Origin of the sequence: Variovorax sp. YR266, assembly GCF_900107295.1 — a bacterium.
GTDB lineage: Bacteria > Pseudomonadota > Gammaproteobacteria > Burkholderiales > Burkholderiaceae_C > Variovorax.
Genome location: NZ_FNPM01000009.1, coordinates 258,506 through 276,800, shown reverse-complemented (window position 1 = coordinate 276,800; position 18,295 = coordinate 258,506). Strand labels below are relative to the sequence as shown.

The following is an 18,295-nucleotide window of genomic DNA, read 5'->3' as shown; positions in this document are numbered from 1 at the left end:
TATGCAAGATCTGTGCACCTAAATGGAACATGACCCCGAAAGGGGCGCGCGGGCTCAGCGCCGGGCTTGTCCCCGGCCCAGTGCGCTCGCCGGCAGGGCCACAAGCATGAGCAATGCCGACAGCACCAGGGCCCCGCTCAGCACGTAGAGGCTGAGGGTGAAGCCGCCCGTCAGCGTCTTCAGCGCGCCGACCGTCATCGGCGCCACCAGCCCTGCGCTCCCGCCGATGGTGCTGATGAGCGCGATGCCCGCGGCCGCGGCGCTCTTCGACATGAAATTGCCGGGCACCGACCAGAGCACCGTGAACGCGGCGGAAATGCCCATGGCCGCCAGTGCCAGGCACAGCACGGCGGCAAAGGCGTTGTGCATGAAGAGCGTGGTCAGCGCCAGCCCGGCGGCGCCTACCACTGCGCTCAGCGCAAAGTGCCAGCGACGCTCCTTGCACCGGTCCGAATGCCGCCCCACGACGATGTTGGCCGCAATGCCCGCCACCGCCGGAATGACCGAATAGAAGCCGATCTGCAGCACGCTGAGCCCCATCGACTTCAGGATCGTGGGCTGCCAGAACGACATGGCGTAGATGCCCAGGATGATCAGGAACGACATGAAGCCGATCAGCCAGACCCGGGCGTCGCGCATGGCCGCGCCGAAGGTGTGGCGCCCGGTGGCGCCGTTCGCGGCCTGGTCTTCGGCCAGCAGGCGCGTCACGCGCTGCTTCTCGGCTGCGGACAGCCAGGCCGCCTGCGACGGACTGTTCGACAGCCAGCGGAACGCCGCCACGCCCAGCAGCACGCTCGGAATGCCTTCGAGCAGGAACAGCCACTGCCAGCCGCGCAGCGACAGCACGCCGTCCAGGTAGGTCATGGTGAGCCCGGCGATCGGCCCTGCCACGATGGGCGCCGCGCCGAAAGCCATGAAGAACAGCGCGGTGGCCTGTGCGCGGCGGTGCGACGGGAACCACAGCGTCAGGTAGAACAGCACGCCCGGCGCGAAGCCGGCCTCGAACACGCCGATGAGAAAGCGCAGCACGTAGAACTGCGTGGGCGTGGTTGCGAACATCATCGCCGCCGATGCCAGCCCCCACAGGCCCATGATGCGCAGCAGCGTCGCGCGCACGCCGATCTTCGCGAGCATCAGGTTGCTCGGAATCTCGAACACCGCATAGCCGATAAAGAAGATGCCCGCGCCCAGGCCGAACACCGCGTCGCTGAAGCCCAGCTGGTCCTTCATCTGCAGCTGTGCATAGCCGACATTGGTGCGGTCGAGATAGTTCAGCACGTAGCAGGCGCACAGCAGCGGCATCAGGCGCCAGGTGATCTTGCGGAAGAGCGCGGCGTCGGTGGTGTCGGCCGGCGTGCGTGCGTCCGCGGCATCGAGGGTGGCGGTGTTCATCGTCTGTGTCTCCTTCTGTGTTGTTCCTGCGGCGGCGGCGTTTCAGGCGACGGTGGGCGTGCCGAAGCAGGTCTCGCCCCACAGGTGGCTGGCCGGCGCGCCCGGAAACAGCCAGTGCGGCGAGCATTCAGCCGACGGCACCACGTTGCTGAACCCGTGCGAGGACGAGGTGCCGGCGAGAGTCTTCTCCAGCACCATCGACAGGTACTGGTCGTTGCTGCTTTCCTGCGTGTTGCCGTTGAGGATCACCTCCGCGCCGGTAGCCTGCGCGTAGCGGCGGATGCCGTTGTGCCGCGACTGCAGCGGCGCCCAGCTGTCGGCCGCCACGCCGTTCTCGCTGCTCACGCGCAGGCCGTCGGCGGTGCGATAGACCAGCGAATGGTTGCCCTCTGTGTGGCCCGGCGTATGCACCAGCGCAAGGCCGCGGCCCAGCTGGATGCTGCCGTCGAAGGGCACGATGCGCTCGGCCGGCACGCCTTCGAGCCCGTGCGGGCAGTACCACTCGGCCTGCACCGGCAGCAAGCCTTGCACGCTGGCGAGTTCCTGGCGGTGCACCAGCAGCCTGGCGTTCGGCAGCAGGCCCGGCATGGCGGCGCTGCCGAGCCAGCGGCGTACGTCCTGCGTGTGCAGGTGGTCGTAGGTGATGAAGTCGACTTGCTCCGGCGCGACGCCGCAGCTTGCCAACGCCTGCAGGACAGTCTGGTAGACCGGTGCGATGGCCTTGTGCAGAAATTTCGGCGTTTGCTCGCCCAGGCGCTTGAAGTAGGGCGTTTCGTTGCCGGCCTCGAAGTCGGCCGGCGTGAACAGCAGTGTGCGCAGGCGGCCTTCGAAGTCGTCGTACTGGATCAGCACGGTGCGCGCCAGCAGGTGGACCATGTGCGGCTTGAGCAGCTGCTGCGAATACACGCCGGTGAAGGCGAACCACGCGGGGTACGGAATGCGCAGCAGGTTGAAGCTGCGCGCGAAGCGCACCGGCGGCGCATCGAGCAGGCGTTCGCGCAGGCCTTCGGCTGAGCTGCGGATGGCGCGCAGGCGGTCTTGCGGCATGGCGGCGTCGCGGGTGCCGTCGAAATCCGCCAGGTGTGCGAAGCCGGTTGGGTCGGGGTCTCGGGTCATGGGAAGTTCTCCTTGGCTTTTGGCGCGCAGGCTCTCAGTACATCGAGCGGCCGCCCGAAATGTCGAACACCGCGCCGGTGCTGAAAGAGCAGTCGTCCGACGCCAGCCATGCGGCCATGGCCGCCACCTCGTCGACCTCGACGAAGCGCCCCATCGGCACGCGCGAGAGCAGGGCGGTGCGCAGTTGCTCGCGGTGCTCGGAGGGCACGGTCGCGAACACTTCGGTGTCGGCCGCCGAGGGCGTGATGCAGTTCACCAGCACGCCCGATGCAGCCAGCTCCTTGCCGAGCGACTTGGTCAGCGAAATGAGCCCGGCCTTGGAGGCCGAGTAGGCGGCGTTGAAGCCGTTGCCCTCCTTGCCGGCAACCGAGGCGATGTTGACGATGCGGCCACGCCGGCGGGCGAGCATCACCGGTGCGACCGCGCGGCAGCACAGCCACGCGCCCGTCAGGTTGATGTCGAGCACGTTGCGCCACTGCGCGGGCGTGTGCTCCCAGGCAGGCACGGTCGGCCCGAGCACTCCCGCGTTGTTCACGAGGATGTCAATGCCGCCGAAGCGCTCCTGCGACTGGGCGGCAGCACGGGCGACCTGGTCTTCGTCGCGCACGTCGACGACTGCCGAGGTGGCGGTGCCGAGCGGCGCGAGCGTTCGCAGCGCATTTGCCAGTACTGACGCATCGAGGTCCCACAGCGCGACGCTGGCGCCGGCTGCCAGATAGCGCCGCGCTATTGCAAGGCCGATGCCGCGCGCGCCGCCCGTCACGATGGCGTGGCGGCCTGCGAGCGCATCGTTGCGCAGCGCAGTCATGCAGCCGCCGCCTCGGGTGCGCGAGTTGCGGCTGGCTGCCCCAGCAACCCGCCTACCAGCGCGGCGACATGCTCCGCGGGCACACCGGCCAGCAGCTGCCGAAGCATCGTCAGCGTGTCGAAGTACACGCGCTCGCACACCAGCCGGTCGCCTTCGAAGATGAAGAACGCGTTCATGCGGCAGCGAAAGCTGTTGCCTGTCGGCGGCAGGCCTTTGAGCGGACCGCGGTGCGTGCCCAGCAGCCAGAACTCGACGACCACCGAATCGTCGGCGTGCCGCAACTGGATGATCTCGTGCCGCTGGTCGGGAAAGGCGCGGCGCGTGTCGGCGTAGTACTGGCGCACGTCGGCAATGCCGTCGTGCACTTCGCCGCTGGGAATCAGCTCGTAGTGCGGATGCGGGAAGGTGCCGAGCACGGCGTCGAAGTCCTGCCGGGTCTCGTCGGCGAAGTGGTCGAGCACGAGGCGCTCGCGGCGGGCTTGAAGTTCGGTGCGTGGGGTGTTGTTGTCGTTCATCGGGGTGTGCTCCATGTGACAGGGATGACAGGTGACATCGGGTTGCTGCGAATGCGCAGGTCCGGGCTCGCTGCTTACTATCGGCACGCTCCTGCAACAAGACTGTCCGGTGTTGGCAATCGCCGCTCGGGACAAACCCGCGATGCCACGCACGCCCCCTTCATCCAACGCCACCAGCGCCGCGCCGGACGCGCAGCCGTCACCGGTGCACAACAGCGACATGCGGCTGGCCGGGGACGTGCAGCAGCGGCTGCTCGCCGTGGCGCACCGGCGCATGCTGGCGCGCGGCGAGTCGCTCTTTCACAAGGGGTCGTCGCCCGATGCGCTGTTCGGCGTGGTCAGCGGTTCGTTGCGCGTGAGCGTGGTCGCGCCGGGCGGGCGCGAGGCGGTGATCGCGATGCTCGAACCCGGTCACTGGTTCGGCGAGGTGTCGCTGCTGGTCGGGCGCGAGCGCGTCTACGACACCTGCGCGGCCGACACGACCGAGATGGCGGTGGTCGCGGCGGCCGACTTCCACCGGCTGGTGGCCGAGCACCCCGACGTGCACATGGCCTTCACCCGGCTGGTCTGCCTGAGGCTGCGCCAGGCGCTGGCGTGGATCGACGACGTGATCCTGATGCCGCTGCAGGTGCGGCTCGCTCACCGGCTGCTCACGCTGGACGCGCGCGCCCAAAGCCCGGGCGAGGGCGGCGGCACGCTGCTGGGCGTGTCGCAGGAAGACCTGTCGTTCATGCTCGGCGTGTCGCGCCAGAGCGTGAACCGGCAATTGAAGCTGTGGGAAGAAGACGGCACGCTGCGCGTGCGCTACCGCAGCATCGAGCTGCTGGACCGCGGGCAGCTGGAGCGGCACGCGGCCACCCCGCGCTGAGCCGCGCTGAAGGCGTGCCGAATCAGTCCATCCGCGCGCCCGACGCCTTCACCGCTTTTTCCCAGCGCGGCGTTTCCGTCGCCAGGAAGCGCGCGAAATCCTCGCTGCCCAGGAAGGCCGGGTCTGCGCCCTGGCTCACCATGCGGTCGCGCACCTCGGGGTTGTTCAGCACCTGCCTGAATGCGTCGCTGAGTTTGGCGACCACGTCTTTCGGCGTGTCCTTCGGCGCGAAGAAGCCATAGAAGCCCACTACCTCGAAGCCCTTGACGCCCGACTCGATCACGGTCGGTACGTCGGGCAGGGCGGGGTTGCGCTCGCGGCTGGTCACGGCCAGTGCGCGCACCTTGCCCTGCTTGTGATAGTTGGCAGCTTGCGGAATCGACTCGGCCATGAACTGCACCTGCCCGCCCATCAGGTCGGTGAAGGCCGGCGCACTGCCGCGGTAGGGGATGTGCACCATGAAGATGCCCGTCGCGGTCTTGAACATCTCGGGCACGAGGTGGCTGATGCCGCCGTTGCCGGCCGAGCCGTAGTTGACCTGGCCCGGCCGCGCCTTGGCGTAGTCGACGAACTGCTTGAGGTTCTGCACCGGCAGCTTGGGCGTGACCAGCAGCGCCAGCGGCTGCATGGCGGTGCGCGCGATGGGCACGAAGTCGCGCTGCGTGTTGTAGGGCAGCTTGCTGTAGAGCGCGCCGTTGATCACGGCCACGCCGGTGTTGGCCAGCATCAGCGTGTAGCCGTCGGCCGGGCTCTTGGCGACCGCGTCGGCGCCTACCGAGCCGCCCGCGCCGGGCTTGTAGTCGACGATCAGCGGCTGGCCGAGCACGGCCTGCAGCTTGTCGGTGAGCAGGCGCGCGTGCTGGTCGAGCGGGCCGCCGGCCGGAAAGCCGATGACGACCTTGATCGGCTTGTCGGGGTAGGCCGCCATCGCGGCCGTGCCGAGGGCGAAAGAAAGGACCGCGAGCGCGGTCCGGGCAGGCTTGTTCATGATCCGTCTCCTTTTTATTGGGAGACGATCATAAGCAGCGCACTCAGCTGGCCAGCGTGGCCTTCAGCGAGATCTCGGGCACGCTCGCCAGCGCCTTCGACAGCGGGCAGCCGGCCTTGGCGGCGGCCGCGATCTGCTGGAACCTGGCTTCGTCGAGGTTCGGCACGGAGGCGTCGAGTTCGAGCGCAATACGGTCGATCTTGAAGCCATCGCCGTCCTTGGCCAGCCGCACGGCCGCCCTGGTGTCGATCTTCGTGGCGGCCAGGCCTTCTCTTTCGAGCGCGAAGGCGAAGGCCATCGTGAAGCAGGCGGCGTGCGCCGCGCCGACGATTTCCTCGGGGTTGGTGCCGCGCTTGTCGTCCTCGAAGCGGCTGGCGAAGCCGTAGGGGTAGTTTTTCAGGGCGCCGGTCTCGGTGCTGACTTGGCCCTTGCCGGTCTTGCCGGCGCCTTCCCAGTGAACGCTTGCGTGCTTTTCTGCTGCCATGTGAGTTCCTTCATTCGGTGGGTGGGGGCTGACAGGTATCGCGCGGAAGGCGGCCCGTGTCTGTAGTCGCAAGGCGCGAGAGCAGAAGGTTGCGCATGTGAGAAGAAATGGCGTCACCTAGGCGACGCTCCGGGGGCTTCCCCGATGGGAGCGGCGGCCTTGGCGGCTTAGGCTGGCGGGCTGTCGCGCTTTTCTTTGTCCCGCCTGTACTCACCATGCAACAACGCCCGCATTACAAGTTCTGGCCCAAACGCCTCCCGCATTCGATTACCGTCCCCGCCACCTCCCTCTGGCACAACCTGGCCACCTCGGCCGCACGCTATCCCGACAAGCCCGCGCTCGTGTTCTTCGGCCGCGTGATCAGCTACCGCGAGTTCGCCGCCCAGGCCGAGCGCCTGGCCGGCGCGCTGCATGCGCTGGGCGTGAAGCGCGGCGATCGCGTGATCCTGGACATGCAGAACTGCCCGCAGCTGGTGATCGCGCATTTCGCGATCCTGCGCGCCAATGCTGTCGTGGTGCCGGTCAACCCGATGAACCGGGCCGAGGAGCTCAAGCACTACATCACCGATCCCGACGCCAAGGTGGCCATCATCACCGGCGACCTGGCGCCCGAATTGGCCAAGGCCAGCAATGCGCTGCCACCCGAGCATCGGCTCGCCCACATGATCGTGACCCAGTTCACCGACGCCTTCGACGCCGACGCGTCGGGCGACGACGCCCCGGCCCCCGCCTGGAAAGACTGGCTCACCACCCGCCATCCGCTGCCCGCGCTAGACGGCGGCAAGGTCATCGCCTGGACCGACGCGCTCGAGGCCGGCCATCCACCGCCCGAGCACGTGGTGGGCGCCGACGACATGGCGCTGCTGCCCTACACCAGCGGCACCACCGGCCTGCCCAAGGGCTGCATCCACCACCATTCGAGCCTGATGCACAACGCGGTCTCCGGCCAGATGTGGGGCGGGTCGACCTCGGAGACGGTGGTGCTGGCCGTGGTGCCCATGTTCCACATCACCGGCGTGGTGAGCATGATGCACACGGCCATCCTCGCCGCGGCCACGCTGATCATCATGCCGCGCTGGGACCGCGACGTGGCCGGCCGGCTGATCTCGCGCTGGAAGGTAACGGCCTGGACCAACATCCCGACCATGGTCATCGACCTCATGGCCAGCCCCAACTTCGCGAGCTATGACCTGTCGAGCATGACCTACATCGGCGGTGGTGGCGCGGCGATGCCGCAGGCCGTGGCGCAGCGCCTGCTCGAGCAGTACGGGTTGAAGTACCAGGAGGGCTACGGCCTCACTGAAACCGCCGCGCCCTCGCACACGAACCCGTCGGACCATCCCAAGCAGCAATGCCTGGGCATTCCGTTCATGAGCACCGACGCGCGCGTGGTCGACCCCGACACGCTGAAGGAGATGCCCATCGGCGAATCAGGCGAGATCATCATCCACGGCCCCGAGGTGTTCCAGGGCTACTGGAAGCGCCCCGATGCCACGGCCGCCGCATTCGTCGAGTTCGAGGGCAAGCGCTTCTTCCGTTCGGGCGACATGGGCCGCATGGACGAGGACGGCTACTTCTTCATCACCGACCGTCTCAAGCGGATGATCAATGCGAGCGGCTTCAAGGTGTGGCCGGCCGAGGTCGAGCTGCTGATGTTCCGCCACCCCGCGATCCAGGAGGCCTGCGTCATCTCGACCAAGGACGACTACCGCGGCGAGTCGGTCAAGGCCGTCGTGGTGCTGCGCGCCACGCACAAGGACACGACCGAGCAGCAGATCATCGACTGGTGCCGCGAGAACATGGCTGTCTACAAGATTCCGCGCAAGGTGCAGTTCGTCGATACGCTGCCGAAGAGCGGCAGCGGGAAGGTGATGTGGCGGTTGCTGCAGGAGGACGAGAACGCGGCGAAGTGAGCGCGCTTCACTTGATGAGGCCTAGCGACTTCAGCAACGCCCCCGCCTCCGTGCGTCCGTTCGGAGTGATGGACTGCGAGGCCACCGCCTTGCCCAGGTAGTCCACCACCTTGTGCCGATTCTGGTTCGGCCCTTCCCACAGGAAGAGCCGTCCCAGCTCCAGCGCTGCATCGCCGTCGCCCTGCGCATAGGCCTTCTCGAACCAGAAGCGCGCCCAGCGGAAATTGCCCTCGTCGCGGTAGCAGATGGCGAGGTTGGCGCACCCCGCCACGTCGCCCGCCTTGGCGGCCTTGCGGTACCAGTCGCGCGCGGCCGCGGGGTTCTTCTTCACGCCGATGCCGTGGTCGAGGAAATAGCCGACGCTGTTGAGCGCGTGGGTCTCGCCCGCGGCCGCGGCCTTGAGGAACAGCGAGAGGGCCTTCTTGTGCGCGCCAGCGTCCCATGCGTCGTTGGCCGCAAGGAACCAGTCGTCCTGGGTAGGTTCTTGCATGGTGCGTGCTCTCCTTCGAAGCGTGGTTCAAAAGAAAAAGTCTGTGTACCGATCGGTTCCGCCGGGTGGATCACTTAGCCTCGATCGGTCCTGCCATTCTGCCTATCTCCCCGCTTCTTCATGCATTCACGCGCGCTGCTGCTTTCCTGCCTTCTTGCCTTTTCTCCCTTCCTGAGCCAAGCCGCTCCCCGCACCTGCCTCGTCGTGGGCATCAGCGACGGCGACACGCTCACCGCCCGCTGCGGCCGCATCGGCGCCTACGAGCGCGTGAAGGTGCGCATCGCCGCCATCGACGCGCCCGAAAAAGCCCAGCCCTACGGCCAGCGCAGCAAGCAGGCGCTGAGCAACATCTGCTTTCGCGAGCAGGCGCTCATCACCGAGATCGACACCGACCGCTATGGCCGCACGGTGGCCGACGTGCGCTGCAACGGCGAGGACGCCGGCAGCCGCATGGTGTCCGAAGGCTGGGCCTGGGTGTACGACTACAACCACCTGGCCACCAAACGCGGCGGCGGGCTGTTCAAGCTGCAGGACAGCGCGCGTGCCCGGCACGCCGGCCTGTGGGCCGACTCGAAGCCGACGCCGCCCTGGGACTGGCGCAAGCGCCAGCGCGGCGAGCAGCCGCATTGGGGCGGCTTCTTCTGAGTTCCTGTTACAGGCCCGTGTCATGCGGAATTCACGAGGCGGCGACACTATGCCCGGCTCCGTAACCCCACGACGACAAGAGCATGGCCAAAGACTTCGCCCGCATGGAGGACTCCAACCCGTCCGCCAACCCCACGATCCACGAAGTGTCCGACCCGAAGCGTCGCATGCTCGTGCAAGGCGGCCTCGCTGCCGCGATTGCGGGGCTGTTCGGCCCGCTGGCCGGGTGTGCGGCAACAGGCGGCACGGCGGGTTCGCTGGGCCGTGCCATCGGTTTCAAGAGCGTGCCGATGGCCGCCGTCGACACCGTGGTCGTGCCCGAGGGCTACGGCACCCAGGTGCTCTACCGCTGGGGCGACGCCACCGGCATCGCGGGCGCCATGCCCGCCTTCAAGACCGACGGCTCCAACACCGCTGAAGAGCAGGCGCTGCAGGCCGGCATGCACCACGACGGCATGGCCTTCTTTCCGATCGATGGCTCCAACCGCGGCCTGCTGGTGCTGAACCACGAATACGTCGACGACGGCCTGCTGCACACCGACGGCATGAAGACCTGGACGCCCGAGAAGGTGCGCAAGTCGATGAATGCGCACGGCGTGTCGGTCATCGAGCTGCAGCGCGACGGCGGCAAGTGGACGCAGCTTGCACCCTCGCGCTTTGCGCGCCGCATCACCGCCCTGACGCCGATGACGCTCACCGGCCCCGCAGCCGGCCACGCCATGCTGCGCACCGCCGCCGACCCGTCGGGCACGCAGGTGCTGGGTACCTTCAACAACTGCTCGAACGGCCACACGCCGTGGGGCACGTACCTGACCTGCGAAGAAAACTTCGCCGACTACTTCGAAGGCACCGACACGCCCGACGCTCACCAGAAGCGCTGGGGCATCAGGAAGGGCAATGGCGCGAAGTACCGCTGGCACGAGCATGAAGCGCGCTTCGACGTGTCGAAGAACCCGAACGAATCGAACCGCTACGGCTGGGTGGTCGAGATCGATCCGCAAGACCCCACCTCGACGCCGCGCAAGCGCACCGCGCTCGGCCGCGCCGCCCACGAAGGCGCCGCCACCGCGCTCACCAACGACGGCCGCGCCGTCATCTACATGGGCGAAGACTCGCGCTTCGAGTACATCTACAAGTTCGTGAGCCGCGACAGCGTCAAGCCCGGCGGCGCCGCGGCCAACCGAGACCTGCTCGACCACGGCACGCTGTACGTCGGCCGCTTCGACGTGGACGGCACCGGCGAATGGCTGCCACTGGTGCAGGGCAAGAACGGCCTGGTGGCCGACAAGGGCTTCACCACGCAAGGCGACGTGCTCATCAAGGCACGCCAGGCCAGCGACCTGCTTGGCGCCACCAAGATGGACCGCCCCGAGTGGACCACCGTAGACCCGCTCACCAAGGAGGTCTACTGCACGCTGACCAACAACAGCAACCGCGGCGGCGCCGGCCAGCCCTTCATGGACGCGGCCAATCCGCGCTCCAACAACACGATGGGCCAGATCATCCGCTGGAAGGAAACCGGCGACCTCGACGCAACCAAGTTCGCCTGGAACCACCTCGTGCTCGCGGGTGACCCGAAGCAGACGCGCCATGAAGCACAGGGCAACATCAAGGGCGACACCTTCGGCAGCCCCGACGGCCTGATGGTCGATGCGCGCGGCGTGCTGTGGATCGAGACCGACGTGTCGACTTCCACGCTGGGCAAGGGCGAGTACAGCAACCTGCCCAACAACCAGATGCTGGCCTGCGACCCGACCAAGGGCGAAATCCGCCGCTTCCTGCTCGGCCCGGCCGGCTGCGAGATCACCGGGCTCACGGCCACGCCAGATTTGCGCACGCTGTTCATCAACATCCAGCACCCGGGCGAGCCGGCCAACGAGCGCAGCGACCCGGATCGTCCGCTCGCCGTGTCGAAGTGGCCCGACGGCGCGGGCCGTCCGCGCTCGGCGACCATCGCCATCACGAAGAACGATGGCGGCGTGATCGGGACCTGATGGAGTAGGGTGGGTTGGCGGTGCTCAGCAGGAGCCGCCGACCCAGCAGCGCAGCGAGGGCACGAACAGGCCCACGACGAAAGTGATGGCGCAGAAGACCAGCAGGATCAGCGCCGCCATGCGCAGCCCCTCGGCGCTCCAGCGCGGCGCGAAGTTGCTGATTAGGCCAGAGGCGAAGCTGCCTTCGAGCCGTTCGGCACCGCCCCAGCGCAGCACCCAGAGGCAGAAGAGCGCTTCGGCGGCATGCACCGCGATCCACAAGGCCAGCGACATTTCGCGTGATCTCCTTCTTCAGGACTCGCTCTTGCCCTGCACATCGGCCACCACGCGCGCATTGCGCTGGAAGCTCCAGTAGGCGCCTGCCCAGTCCATCATCACGACGATGCGGTTGCGAAAGCCGATCAGGAAATACGCGTGCGCGAACAGCCAGAACAGCCACGCAAGCCGACCACTGAAACGCAGCGGGCCGAAGGGCGTGCCCAGGTCGACCACCGCCGAATTGCGGCCGATGGTCGCGAGGTTGCCGTAGTCCGCATAGCGGAACGGCACCGTCGGCTGGCCCGCAATGCGGCGCAGGATGTTGGCGGCCGCTGCGCGTCCCATCTGCTTGGCGCCGGGCGATACGCCGGGCACGGGCTTGGGCGGCTTGCCGGGCGCATGGCTCATGGCGGCGGCGAGGTCGCCGACCACGCTGATCTCGGGATGGCCCGCCAGGCTCAGGTCGGGCTCGACCTTGATGCGGCCCGCGCGGTCGCATTCGACGCCGGTGGCCGTGCCCAGCATGCGGCCCAGCGGCGAGGCCGCCACACCCGCCGCCCACACCACGCAGCTGCTATCGATTCGGTAGCTGGCGACCGGTGCACCGTCTGCGCCGCCGCCGGTCTGCACTTCGAGCCCGGTGGCATCGATGGACGTCACGCGCGCGTTGAGCCGCACTTCGACGCCCAGTTTCTCCAGCTGTTCGAGCGCCTTCTGGCTCAGCGACTCGGGCATGGCCTGCAGCACGCGCGGGCCGCCTTCGACCAGCAGCACCTGCGCGCTGGCGGGGTCGATGTGGCGGAACTCGCCCGACAGCGTGTGCTTGGCGATCTCGGCCAGCGTTCCGGCCATCTCGACGCCCGTGGGGCCGGCACCGATCACCACGAAGGTGAGCAGGGCGCGGCGGCGCTCCAGGTCGGCCGCGACCTCGGCGCTCTCGAACGACAGCAGCACGCGGCGGCGGATCTCGAAGGCATCGGCCAGCGTCTTCAGGCCCGGGGCCATGGGCGCCCATTCGTCGTGCCCGAAATAGCTGTGCGTGGCACCGGCCGCGACGATCAGGTGGTCGTACGGCACGCGGTCCCCATTGGCCAGTTGCACCGATCGCGTGGCCGGATCGATGCCGCCCACCTCGCCCAGCAGCGTCGTGATGTTCGGCTGCTTGCGGAACAGCGCGCGCACCGGCGCCGCGATCGACGGCGCGGCGAGCCCGGCGGTTGCCACCTGGTACAGCAGCGGCTGGAACAGGTGGTGGTTGGTCTTGTCGATCACCGTCACGTCCACGTCGGCGCTCTGCAGCTTGCGTGCCGCTTCGAGTCCGCCGAATCCGCAGCCGACGATGACGACTTTGGGCCTGCCCGAGGGGTTGGTCGTTTGCATCGCACGGATGATACGCAGCCGCCTGCAAGGCCTCGAATCTTGTGCCACAGTGGCTGCCCTTTGCCGAAGTGCCGGCGGCAGGGCGGCGGCGTTTTGTCCTACGCGCCGCCGCAGCCCGGATGGGCTAAAACTTGCGGCTGACCCGACTGGAGACCCCATGACGCTTTCCCGGCCGATCACACAGGCGGCGAGCACACTGCGCGACAGGTTTCGCGAGGTGCGCGCCACGAGCCTGGCGCTTGCCGCTCCGCTTTCCGCCGAAGACCAGTGCATCCAGTCGATGCCCGATGCGAGCCCGACCAAGTGGCACCTCGCGCACACCACGTGGTTCTTCGAGACCGTGCTGCTGCAGCCGCGTTCCAGCGGCTACCAGCCCTTCGACGCGCGTTTTCATTACCTCTTCAACTCGTATTACGAGGCACTCGGGCCGCGGCATCCGAGGCCGCAGCGCGGACTGCTCACGCGGCCTTCGGTAGACGAGGTGCATGCCTACCGCCGGCACGTTGACGAGGCCGTGGTCGCGCTGCTCGAAGAGGGCGGGCTCGACTGGGCCACTGTCGAGCCCATCGTCACGCTCGGGCTGAACCACGAGCAGCAGCACCAGGAACTGCTGCTCACCGACATCCTGCACGCGCTGTCGTGCAACCCGCTGCTGCCGGCCTACAAGCCCGCGAGCGGGCCCGCGCTGCGGCTGGCTGCCGTGCCGCCTGCGGTGCGCTGGATCGAGCAAGCCGGCGGCGTACTCGACGTGGGGTTCCCGGGGCAGGGCTTTTCCTTCGACAACGAGACCCCGCGCCACAAGGCCCTGCTGCAGCCCTATGCGATTGCCGACCGGCTGGTGAACTGCGGCGACTACGCGCAGTTCATCGCGGACGGCGGCTATCAGCGGGCCGAGCTCTGGCTGTCCGATGGCTGGGCCGCCGTGCAGGCGAACGGTTGGAGGCATCCGGCGTACTGGCTCGAGCCGGACGATCCACGCCTTGGCCTTGGCGCACAGCAACAGCAGGGCAACGCAGGCTGGCAGGTGTTCGGCCTGCACGGCGTGCGGCCGATGGAGGCCGATGCACCCGTATCGCAGCTCAGTTTCTATGAAGCCGCCGCGTACGCCGAATGGGCCGGCGCGCGACTGCCGACCGAATTCGAATGGGAAGCCGCGTTCGATGCGCCGGGCATCTCGCAGATGACGGGGCATGTCTGGCAGTGGACGCGTTCGTCGTACGACCCGTATCCCGGCTTCCGTCCGATGCCCGGTATCGCGGCCGAATACAACGGCAAGTTCATGGTGGGGCAACTGGTGCTGCGAGGCAGCAGCGTGGCCACGCCGGCAGGGCACACGCGGCCCAGCTATCGCAACTTCTTTCCGCCGGCGGCGCGCTGGCAGTTCTCGGGGCTGCGGCTCGCGAAAGACCTTTGATCATGCGCAATCCAACTTCTTCCTCGTCGCTGTCGTTCGCGCCTGCTGCGAAGCCGCGTGTTTCTTCTTCTTCCACGGCCGCGACGCCGTTGTCCGAGTTCGGGCGGGAGATGCAGGCAGGACTTGCGCGCTCGCCACGCAGCATCTCGCCGAAGTTTTTTTATGACGCAGCAGGCTCACAGCTGTTCGACCGCATCTGCGAGCTGCCGGAGTACTACCCGACGCGCACCGAGCTGCGCATTCTTGGCGAATGCGCCGGGGAGATCGCCGAACAGATCGGGCCGAATGCGGAGATCGTGGAGTTCGGGGCGGGGTCGCTCACGAAGGTGCGGCTGCTGCTCGATGCGCTGCAGGCGCCGAAGCGCTATCTGCCCATCGATATCTCAGGGGAGCACCTGGAGGCTGCGGCCGAGCGGCTGAAGGCGGACTATCCGAAGCTGGTGGTGCAGCCTATTGCTGCGGACTACACGATGCCTCTGGTGCTGCCTGCGCCTATGGCCGGGTCTGGGCGGCGAGTCGGATTTTTTCCGGGGTCGACTATTGGGAACTTCGAGCCTGAGGAGGCGCTGGCCTTTTTGCAGCTGGCTGCGCGGATGTTGCGTGGGGGTGGGCTGCTGATTGGCGTGGATCTGGTGAAGGATCCGGGGCGCTTGCATGCGGCCTACAACGATGCGCAAGGGGTTACGGGGGAGTTCAATCTCAATCTGCTGCGTCGGGCGAATGCCGAGCTGGATGCGGACTTCGATGTCGATGGGTTTGCGCATGCGGCGTTCTACAACGCGCCTCGGCAGCGGATCGAGATGCATCTTGTTAGCCGGCGGGCTCAGAGCGTTTCGTTGAATGGGGAGCGGTTTGGGTTTGAGGAGGGCGAGACTATTCATACTGAGTACTCGCATAAGTTCACTGTTGAAGGGCTTCGGGCTTTGGCTGCTCGGGCTGGGTTTCGGCCTGGTGCGGTTTGGACGGATCCTGAGAAGCTCTTTAGCGTTCACTGGTTGGCTGCCTAGTTTTTGTTCCGGGGCCGGGACTCGCCCCGGCGGGCGACCTACTTTTCTTTGCTTCGCCAAAGAAAAGTAGGCAAAAGAAAGGCGACCCCACTGTCTGCGTCCCCTTCGCTTTGCGAAGGGGCAACCTGTGGTGCTCGCGTTTCGCGGGGTCTCGCCCAAACTCGCTTCGCTCAGACAAGGGCGAGCCCTGATCCGCGAAACGCTGCGCTCCTCGGCGCAGCCAGAGGGGAGGGGAGACGGAACGGGCCTTTGCTTCGCTCGGCTTGGTATCGGCTGTTCAGAGGCCGAGCGCAGCGAAGGCCTGTTGGGCTCCCCAATCCCTTCTGGCTGCGCCGAGGAGCGCAGACGTAGGAGGGATCAGGGCCGCAGCTGTCTGAGCGGAACGAAGTGCAGCGAGTTCTGCGGACCCCCTCCGGAGTCGAGCACCGCAGGTTGCCCGTAGCGAAGCGAAGGGCCGCAGACAGCAGGGTCGCCTTTTCTTTGCTTACTTTCTTTTGGCGAAGCAAAAGAAAGTGAGTCGGCCGCCGGGCCGAGACCCGGCCCCAGAAAACAAACCCCCCAACAGGGTAGATACAGCAGCGAAGAAAGCGGCAGTGCCAAGCAACGGCACAATACCCAAGCCCCGTGCGGCAGCGCAACGGCCAGCGCCCGCAACCCTCCCCCTGGAGACCAAGACCATGAAAGCAACCTGGAACGGCGTCACCATCGCCGAAAGCGACGACACCGTGCTCGTCGAAGGCAACCACTATTTCCCGATGAGTTCGCTCAATCGCGACGCAGTCACCTTCAGCAACCACAAGACCACCTGCCCCTGGAAGGGCACCGCAAGCTACTACTCGCTGCTGGTCAACGGCGAACTCAACACCGACGCCGCCTGGTACTACGCCGACCCGAAGCCCGAAGCCGAAGAGATCCGCGACCGCGTCGCGTTCTGGAAGGACGTGAAGGTCAGCGCGCAGTGACCACGGCCGCTTTCACTCCCCCGTTCATCGCCCCCGCCGAGCTGCCTGCCGCATTGCGCGATCAAGGCTATGCGGTGCTCAGCCCGCAGGGCGTCGGCGAATGGCTCGGCGTTCCGCTCGCGCAGTTGAATGCACTGCACGCGGACTGGAACGATCTCCCGCCCGACGAATACCTGAAGGACGGCGGCCGCTACCGCACGCGGCGCCATGCCTGCTTCACCGTCGAAGCCGACGACCATGCCACGCTGGCACAGGTGCCGCATCGCGCGCACTGGCAGCCGGTCGAATACAACGCCCTGCACGGGGGCATGCAGCGCTGGTTCGCGCCGATGCTCGAGGCCACCGTGGCGCAACCCGTGTGGCAGCGGCTGCTGCAGCAGCTCGGCAAGGCCAGCAGCGACATGCGTGGTGCGCCGCAGCGCTGGTACGTGGAAGCGCACCAGTTCCGCATCGACACCGCCGGCGGCATCGGCCGACCTACGCCCGAGGGCGCGCACCGCGACGGTGTGGATCTCGTGGCCGTGGCACTGGTCGGCCGGCATGGCATCAAGGGCGGCGAGACGCGTGTGTTCGAAGCCAACGGCCGCCGCGGCGAGCGCTTCACCATGACCGAGCCATGGACCCTGCTGGTGCTCGACGATGCGCGCGTGATCCACGAATCGACGCCGATCCAGCCGCTGGAAGAGAGCGGCGAAGGCTGGCGCGACACGCTCGTGATCACCTGCCGCGCCAAGGGTTTCCAGGGGGACTGAAGCCGCGCGGCGGTGCAGTGCGCCGTCGCTGGCACGAGTCCTACAGTCCGTCCGCGGAACAGCGGTTAAATTCGGGGCCCGGCTCCATGTGGGCCGTGTCTGTCTGCGAACGAAAGCGAGGTCCCGCCATGTTCAATCACATCCTGGTTCCGATCGACGGCTCCGAAACTTCCATGCTCGCCGTCAGCAAGGCCAGCGGCCTCGCGCTGGCTTTCGGTAGCCGTATCACGCTCATTCACGTGATCGACAACTACCCCTTCATCGGCGTGGGCGCGGACTATGCGCTCGGCCAGAACGAATACCTCGCAGCAGCCACGGCCAGCGCCAACGCGGCGCTCGCACGCGGCGTGGCTGCCCTGGCGGCCGAAGGCCTGCACAGCGACCAGCGCGTGATCGACGGCCACGTGGTGCACGAAGGCATCGTCGATACGGCCATCGCCATCGCGGCCGACCTGATCGTGATGGGCTCGCATGGCCGCAGCGGCATCGAAAAACTGCTGCTTGGCAGCGTGACGCAGCGCGTGCTGCAGGACGCCAACATGCCGGTGCTGGTCGTCAAGGGCGGCTGACTGATTGGTCAGGAAACGACGACGAAATCGGGCGACCGTTTGAAGTAAAGCTCCTGCTGCGTCACCGGGTGCACGAACCCCAGCTCGCTCGCATGCAACAGCAGGCGCGGCGCGCGTGCCTGCAGGGCAGCATCACCGTACAGCGCATCGCCAAGAATCGGGTGCCCGATCGACAGCAGGTGCACGCGCAGCTGATGCGAACGGCCCGTCAGCGGCTCCAGCAGCACATGGGTCGCGGCAGGCTCGCCGGGCAGCAATGAAATCGCCTTCCATCGCGTGACGCTGGGCTTGCCCGCCGGGTCGGTCTTCTGCAGCGGCCTGCGCGGCCAGTCGGCCATCAGCGGTGCGTCGATCAGCGACCAGTCTTCCAGCAGCGGCATCGCGCCATCGACGATGGCTTCATAGCGCTTGTGTACCCGGCGCTCGGCAAAGGCCGCGCTCAGCGCACGCTGCATTTCGATGCCGCGCGCCATCACCACCAGCCCGCTCGTGGCCATGTCGAGCCGGTGCACGATCAGCGCATCGGGCCATTGCCGCACGGCGCGTGCGCTCAGGCAATCCTGCTTGTCCTCGCCACGGCCGGGCACGCAGAGCAGGCCGGCGGGCTTGTCGAGCACCAGCAGGTGCGGGTCTTCGTGAACGGGTTGCAGGAGCGGCGGCGCGGTCGTCATGGATGCCGCAGAGTGTAGAGAGCACGATGGCGGCCTGCTCCCGCGTTCCCGGCCCCTCATGCCCCGCTC

19 protein-coding genes are annotated in these 18,295 nt (G+C 67.3%); 9 read left to right on the top strand and 10 right to left on the bottom strand.

The annotated features are described in order from the left end of the window. Window positions 1–54 precede the first annotated feature (54 nt). From BLW48_RS23900 to BLW48_RS23885, 4 genes are read right to left on the bottom strand one after another with little or no spacing between them, the layout of a single operon-like run. Complete coding sequence (locus BLW48_RS23900; protein WP_093177851.1) at window positions 55–1,392, bottom strand: MFS transporter; 1,338 nt, start codon at window positions 1,390–1,392, stop codon at window positions 55–57. Window positions 1,393–1,434: 42 nt separating this feature from the next. Beyond that, a complete protein-coding gene (locus tag BLW48_RS23895; protein WP_093177849.1) occupies window positions 1,435–2,508 on the bottom strand; it encodes an MBL fold metallo-hydrolase in 1,074 nt (357 codons plus the stop codon). Window positions 2,509–2,542: 34 nt separating this feature from the next. Then, window positions 2,543–3,316, bottom strand: coding sequence for an SDR family NAD(P)-dependent oxidoreductase (locus tag BLW48_RS23890; RefSeq protein ID WP_093177848.1), 774 nt, complete (start codon window positions 3,314–3,316; stop codon window positions 2,543–2,545). Next, a complete protein-coding gene (locus BLW48_RS23885; RefSeq protein ID WP_093058326.1) occupies window positions 3,313–3,831 on the bottom strand; it encodes an ester cyclase in 519 nt (172 codons plus the stop codon). Before BLW48_RS23885 ends, BLW48_RS23890 begins: the two co-directional genes overlap by 4 nt. A 142-nt stretch (window positions 3,832–3,973) precedes the next feature. Between BLW48_RS23885 and BLW48_RS23880 the strand changes: the two genes are divergently transcribed. After that, window positions 3,974–4,699 (top strand): Crp/Fnr family transcriptional regulator, encoded by a 726-nt coding sequence (locus BLW48_RS23880; RefSeq protein ID WP_093177846.1) that lies wholly within the window; start codon window positions 3,974–3,976, stop codon window positions 4,697–4,699. 22 nt (window positions 4,700–4,721) lie between these two features. Here BLW48_RS23880 and BLW48_RS23875 read toward each other — a convergent pair whose 3' ends face one another. After that, the gene (locus tag BLW48_RS23875) at window positions 4,722–5,687 is read right to left on the bottom strand and encodes a Bug family tripartite tricarboxylate transporter substrate binding protein (protein WP_093177845.1); all 966 of its coding nucleotides are present in this window, start codon (window positions 5,685–5,687) and stop codon (window positions 4,722–4,724) included. 43 nt (window positions 5,688–5,730) lie between these two features. Further along, window positions 5,731–6,171, bottom strand: a complete 441-nt coding sequence (locus BLW48_RS23870) for an OsmC family protein (RefSeq protein WP_093177843.1) — start codon at window positions 6,169–6,171, stop codon at window positions 5,731–5,733. Between the two features lie 215 nt (window positions 6,172–6,386). Here BLW48_RS23870 and BLW48_RS23865 point away from each other — a divergent pair, with 215 nt between their 5' ends. After that, on the top strand, window positions 6,387–8,084 hold the full coding sequence (locus BLW48_RS23865; protein WP_093177841.1) for a long-chain fatty acid--CoA ligase: 1,698 nt from the start codon (window positions 6,387–6,389) through the stop codon (window positions 8,082–8,084). 7 nt (window positions 8,085–8,091) lie between these two features. Here the strand turns inward: BLW48_RS23865 and BLW48_RS23860 are convergent, their stop codons facing one another. Then, complete coding sequence (locus BLW48_RS23860; protein WP_093058310.1) at window positions 8,092–8,574, bottom strand: tetratricopeptide repeat protein; 483 nt, start codon at window positions 8,572–8,574, stop codon at window positions 8,092–8,094. A 120-nt stretch (window positions 8,575–8,694) separates the two neighbouring features. Between BLW48_RS23860 and BLW48_RS23855 the strand changes: the two genes are divergently transcribed. After that, window positions 8,695–9,219, top strand: a complete 525-nt coding sequence (locus BLW48_RS23855; protein WP_093078768.1) for a thermonuclease family protein — start codon at window positions 8,695–8,697, stop codon at window positions 9,217–9,219. A gap of 83 nt (window positions 9,220–9,302) precedes the next feature. Then, window positions 9,303–11,213, top strand: coding sequence for a PhoX family protein (locus tag BLW48_RS23850; RefSeq protein ID WP_093177840.1), 1,911 nt, complete (start codon window positions 9,303–9,305; stop codon window positions 11,211–11,213). Between the two features lie 24 nt (window positions 11,214–11,237). Here BLW48_RS23850 and BLW48_RS23845 read toward each other — a convergent pair whose 3' ends face one another. Then, window positions 11,238–11,486 (bottom strand): hypothetical protein, encoded by a 249-nt coding sequence (locus BLW48_RS23845; protein ID WP_093177838.1) that lies wholly within the window; start codon window positions 11,484–11,486, stop codon window positions 11,238–11,240. An 18-nt stretch (window positions 11,487–11,504) separates the two neighbouring features. Then, window positions 11,505–12,851, bottom strand: a complete 1,347-nt coding sequence (locus tag BLW48_RS23840) for an NAD(P)/FAD-dependent oxidoreductase (protein ID WP_093058314.1) — start codon at window positions 12,849–12,851, stop codon at window positions 11,505–11,507. 157 nt (window positions 12,852–13,008) lie between these two features. Between BLW48_RS23840 and egtB the strand changes: the two genes are divergently transcribed. The 5 genes from egtB to BLW48_RS23815 all read left to right on the top strand — a co-directional run bounded on the left by egtB (window position 13,009) and on the right by BLW48_RS23815 (window position 17,555). Beyond that, a complete protein-coding gene (egtB, locus tag BLW48_RS23835) occupies window positions 13,009–14,265 on the top strand; it encodes an ergothioneine biosynthesis protein EgtB (RefSeq protein WP_093177836.1) in 1,257 nt (418 codons plus the stop codon). Window positions 14,266–14,267: 2 nt separating this feature from the next. Beyond that, window positions 14,268–15,272: an L-histidine N(alpha)-methyltransferase gene (gene egtD, locus BLW48_RS23830; protein WP_093078764.1), complete on the top strand. Its 1,005-nt coding sequence runs from the start codon at window positions 14,268–14,270 to the stop codon at window positions 15,270–15,272. A gap of 677 nt (window positions 15,273–15,949) precedes the next feature. After that, a complete protein-coding gene (locus BLW48_RS23825; protein ID WP_093059105.1) occupies window positions 15,950–16,234 on the top strand; it encodes a DUF427 domain-containing protein in 285 nt (94 codons plus the stop codon). Further along, on the top strand, window positions 16,231–16,986 hold the full coding sequence (locus tag BLW48_RS23820; protein WP_093177834.1) for a 2OG-Fe dioxygenase family protein: 756 nt from the start codon (window positions 16,231–16,233) through the stop codon (window positions 16,984–16,986). Before BLW48_RS23825 ends, BLW48_RS23820 begins: the two co-directional genes overlap by 4 nt. Window positions 16,987–17,114: 128 nt before the next feature. Further along, on the top strand, window positions 17,115–17,555 hold the full coding sequence (locus tag BLW48_RS23815) for a universal stress protein (protein ID WP_007833935.1): 441 nt from the start codon (window positions 17,115–17,117) through the stop codon (window positions 17,553–17,555). 8 nt (window positions 17,556–17,563) lie between these two features. Here BLW48_RS23815 and BLW48_RS23810 read toward each other — a convergent pair whose 3' ends face one another. Continuing rightward, window positions 17,564–18,226 (bottom strand): RluA family pseudouridine synthase, encoded by a 663-nt coding sequence (locus BLW48_RS23810; RefSeq protein WP_093177832.1) that lies wholly within the window; start codon window positions 18,224–18,226, stop codon window positions 17,564–17,566. Window positions 18,227–18,295 lie beyond the last annotated feature (69 nt).

Coding starts and splice junctions, on each gene's coding strand:
- BLW48_RS23895 (WP_093177849.1), bottom strand. CDS start 2,508: ATGACCCGAGACCCCGACCCAACCGGCTTCGCACACCTGGCGGATTTC.
- egtB (WP_093177836.1), top strand. CDS start 13,009: ATGACGCTTTCCCGGCCGATCACACAGGCGGCGAGCACACTGCGCGAC.
- BLW48_RS23880 (WP_093177846.1), top strand. CDS start 3,974: ATGCCACGCACGCCCCCTTCATCCAACGCCACCAGCGCCGCGCCGGAC.
- BLW48_RS23810 (WP_093177832.1), bottom strand. CDS start 18,226: ATGACGACCGCGCCGCCGCTCCTGCAACCCGTTCACGAAGACCCGCAC.
- BLW48_RS23865 (WP_093177841.1), top strand. CDS start 6,387: ATGCAACAACGCCCGCATTACAAGTTCTGGCCCAAACGCCTCCCGCAT.
- BLW48_RS23900 (WP_093177851.1), bottom strand. CDS start 1,392: ATGAACACCGCCACCCTCGATGCCGCGGACGCACGCACGCCGGCCGAC.
- BLW48_RS23860 (WP_093058310.1), bottom strand. CDS start 8,574: ATGCAAGAACCTACCCAGGACGACTGGTTCCTTGCGGCCAACGACGCA.
- BLW48_RS23845 (WP_093177838.1), bottom strand. CDS start 11,486: ATGTCGCTGGCCTTGTGGATCGCGGTGCATGCCGCCGAAGCGCTCTTC.
- BLW48_RS23825 (WP_093059105.1), top strand. CDS start 15,950: ATGAAAGCAACCTGGAACGGCGTCACCATCGCCGAAAGCGACGACACC.
- BLW48_RS23855 (WP_093078768.1), top strand. CDS start 8,695: ATGCATTCACGCGCGCTGCTGCTTTCCTGCCTTCTTGCCTTTTCTCCC.
- BLW48_RS23850 (WP_093177840.1), top strand. CDS start 9,303: ATGGCCAAAGACTTCGCCCGCATGGAGGACTCCAACCCGTCCGCCAAC.
- BLW48_RS23840 (WP_093058314.1), bottom strand. CDS start 12,851: ATGCAAACGACCAACCCCTCGGGCAGGCCCAAAGTCGTCATCGTCGGC.
- BLW48_RS23885 (WP_093058326.1), bottom strand. CDS start 3,831: ATGAACGACAACAACACCCCACGCACCGAACTTCAAGCCCGCCGCGAG.
- egtD (WP_093078764.1), top strand. CDS start 14,268: ATGCGCAATCCAACTTCTTCCTCGTCGCTGTCGTTCGCGCCTGCTGCG.
- BLW48_RS23815 (WP_007833935.1), top strand. CDS start 17,115: ATGTTCAATCACATCCTGGTTCCGATCGACGGCTCCGAAACTTCCATG.
- BLW48_RS23870 (WP_093177843.1), bottom strand. CDS start 6,171: ATGGCAGCAGAAAAGCACGCAAGCGTTCACTGGGAAGGCGCCGGCAAG.
- BLW48_RS23875 (WP_093177845.1), bottom strand. CDS start 5,687: ATGAACAAGCCTGCCCGGACCGCGCTCGCGGTCCTTTCTTTCGCCCTC.
- BLW48_RS23890 (WP_093177848.1), bottom strand. CDS start 3,316: ATGACTGCGCTGCGCAACGATGCGCTCGCAGGCCGCCACGCCATCGTG.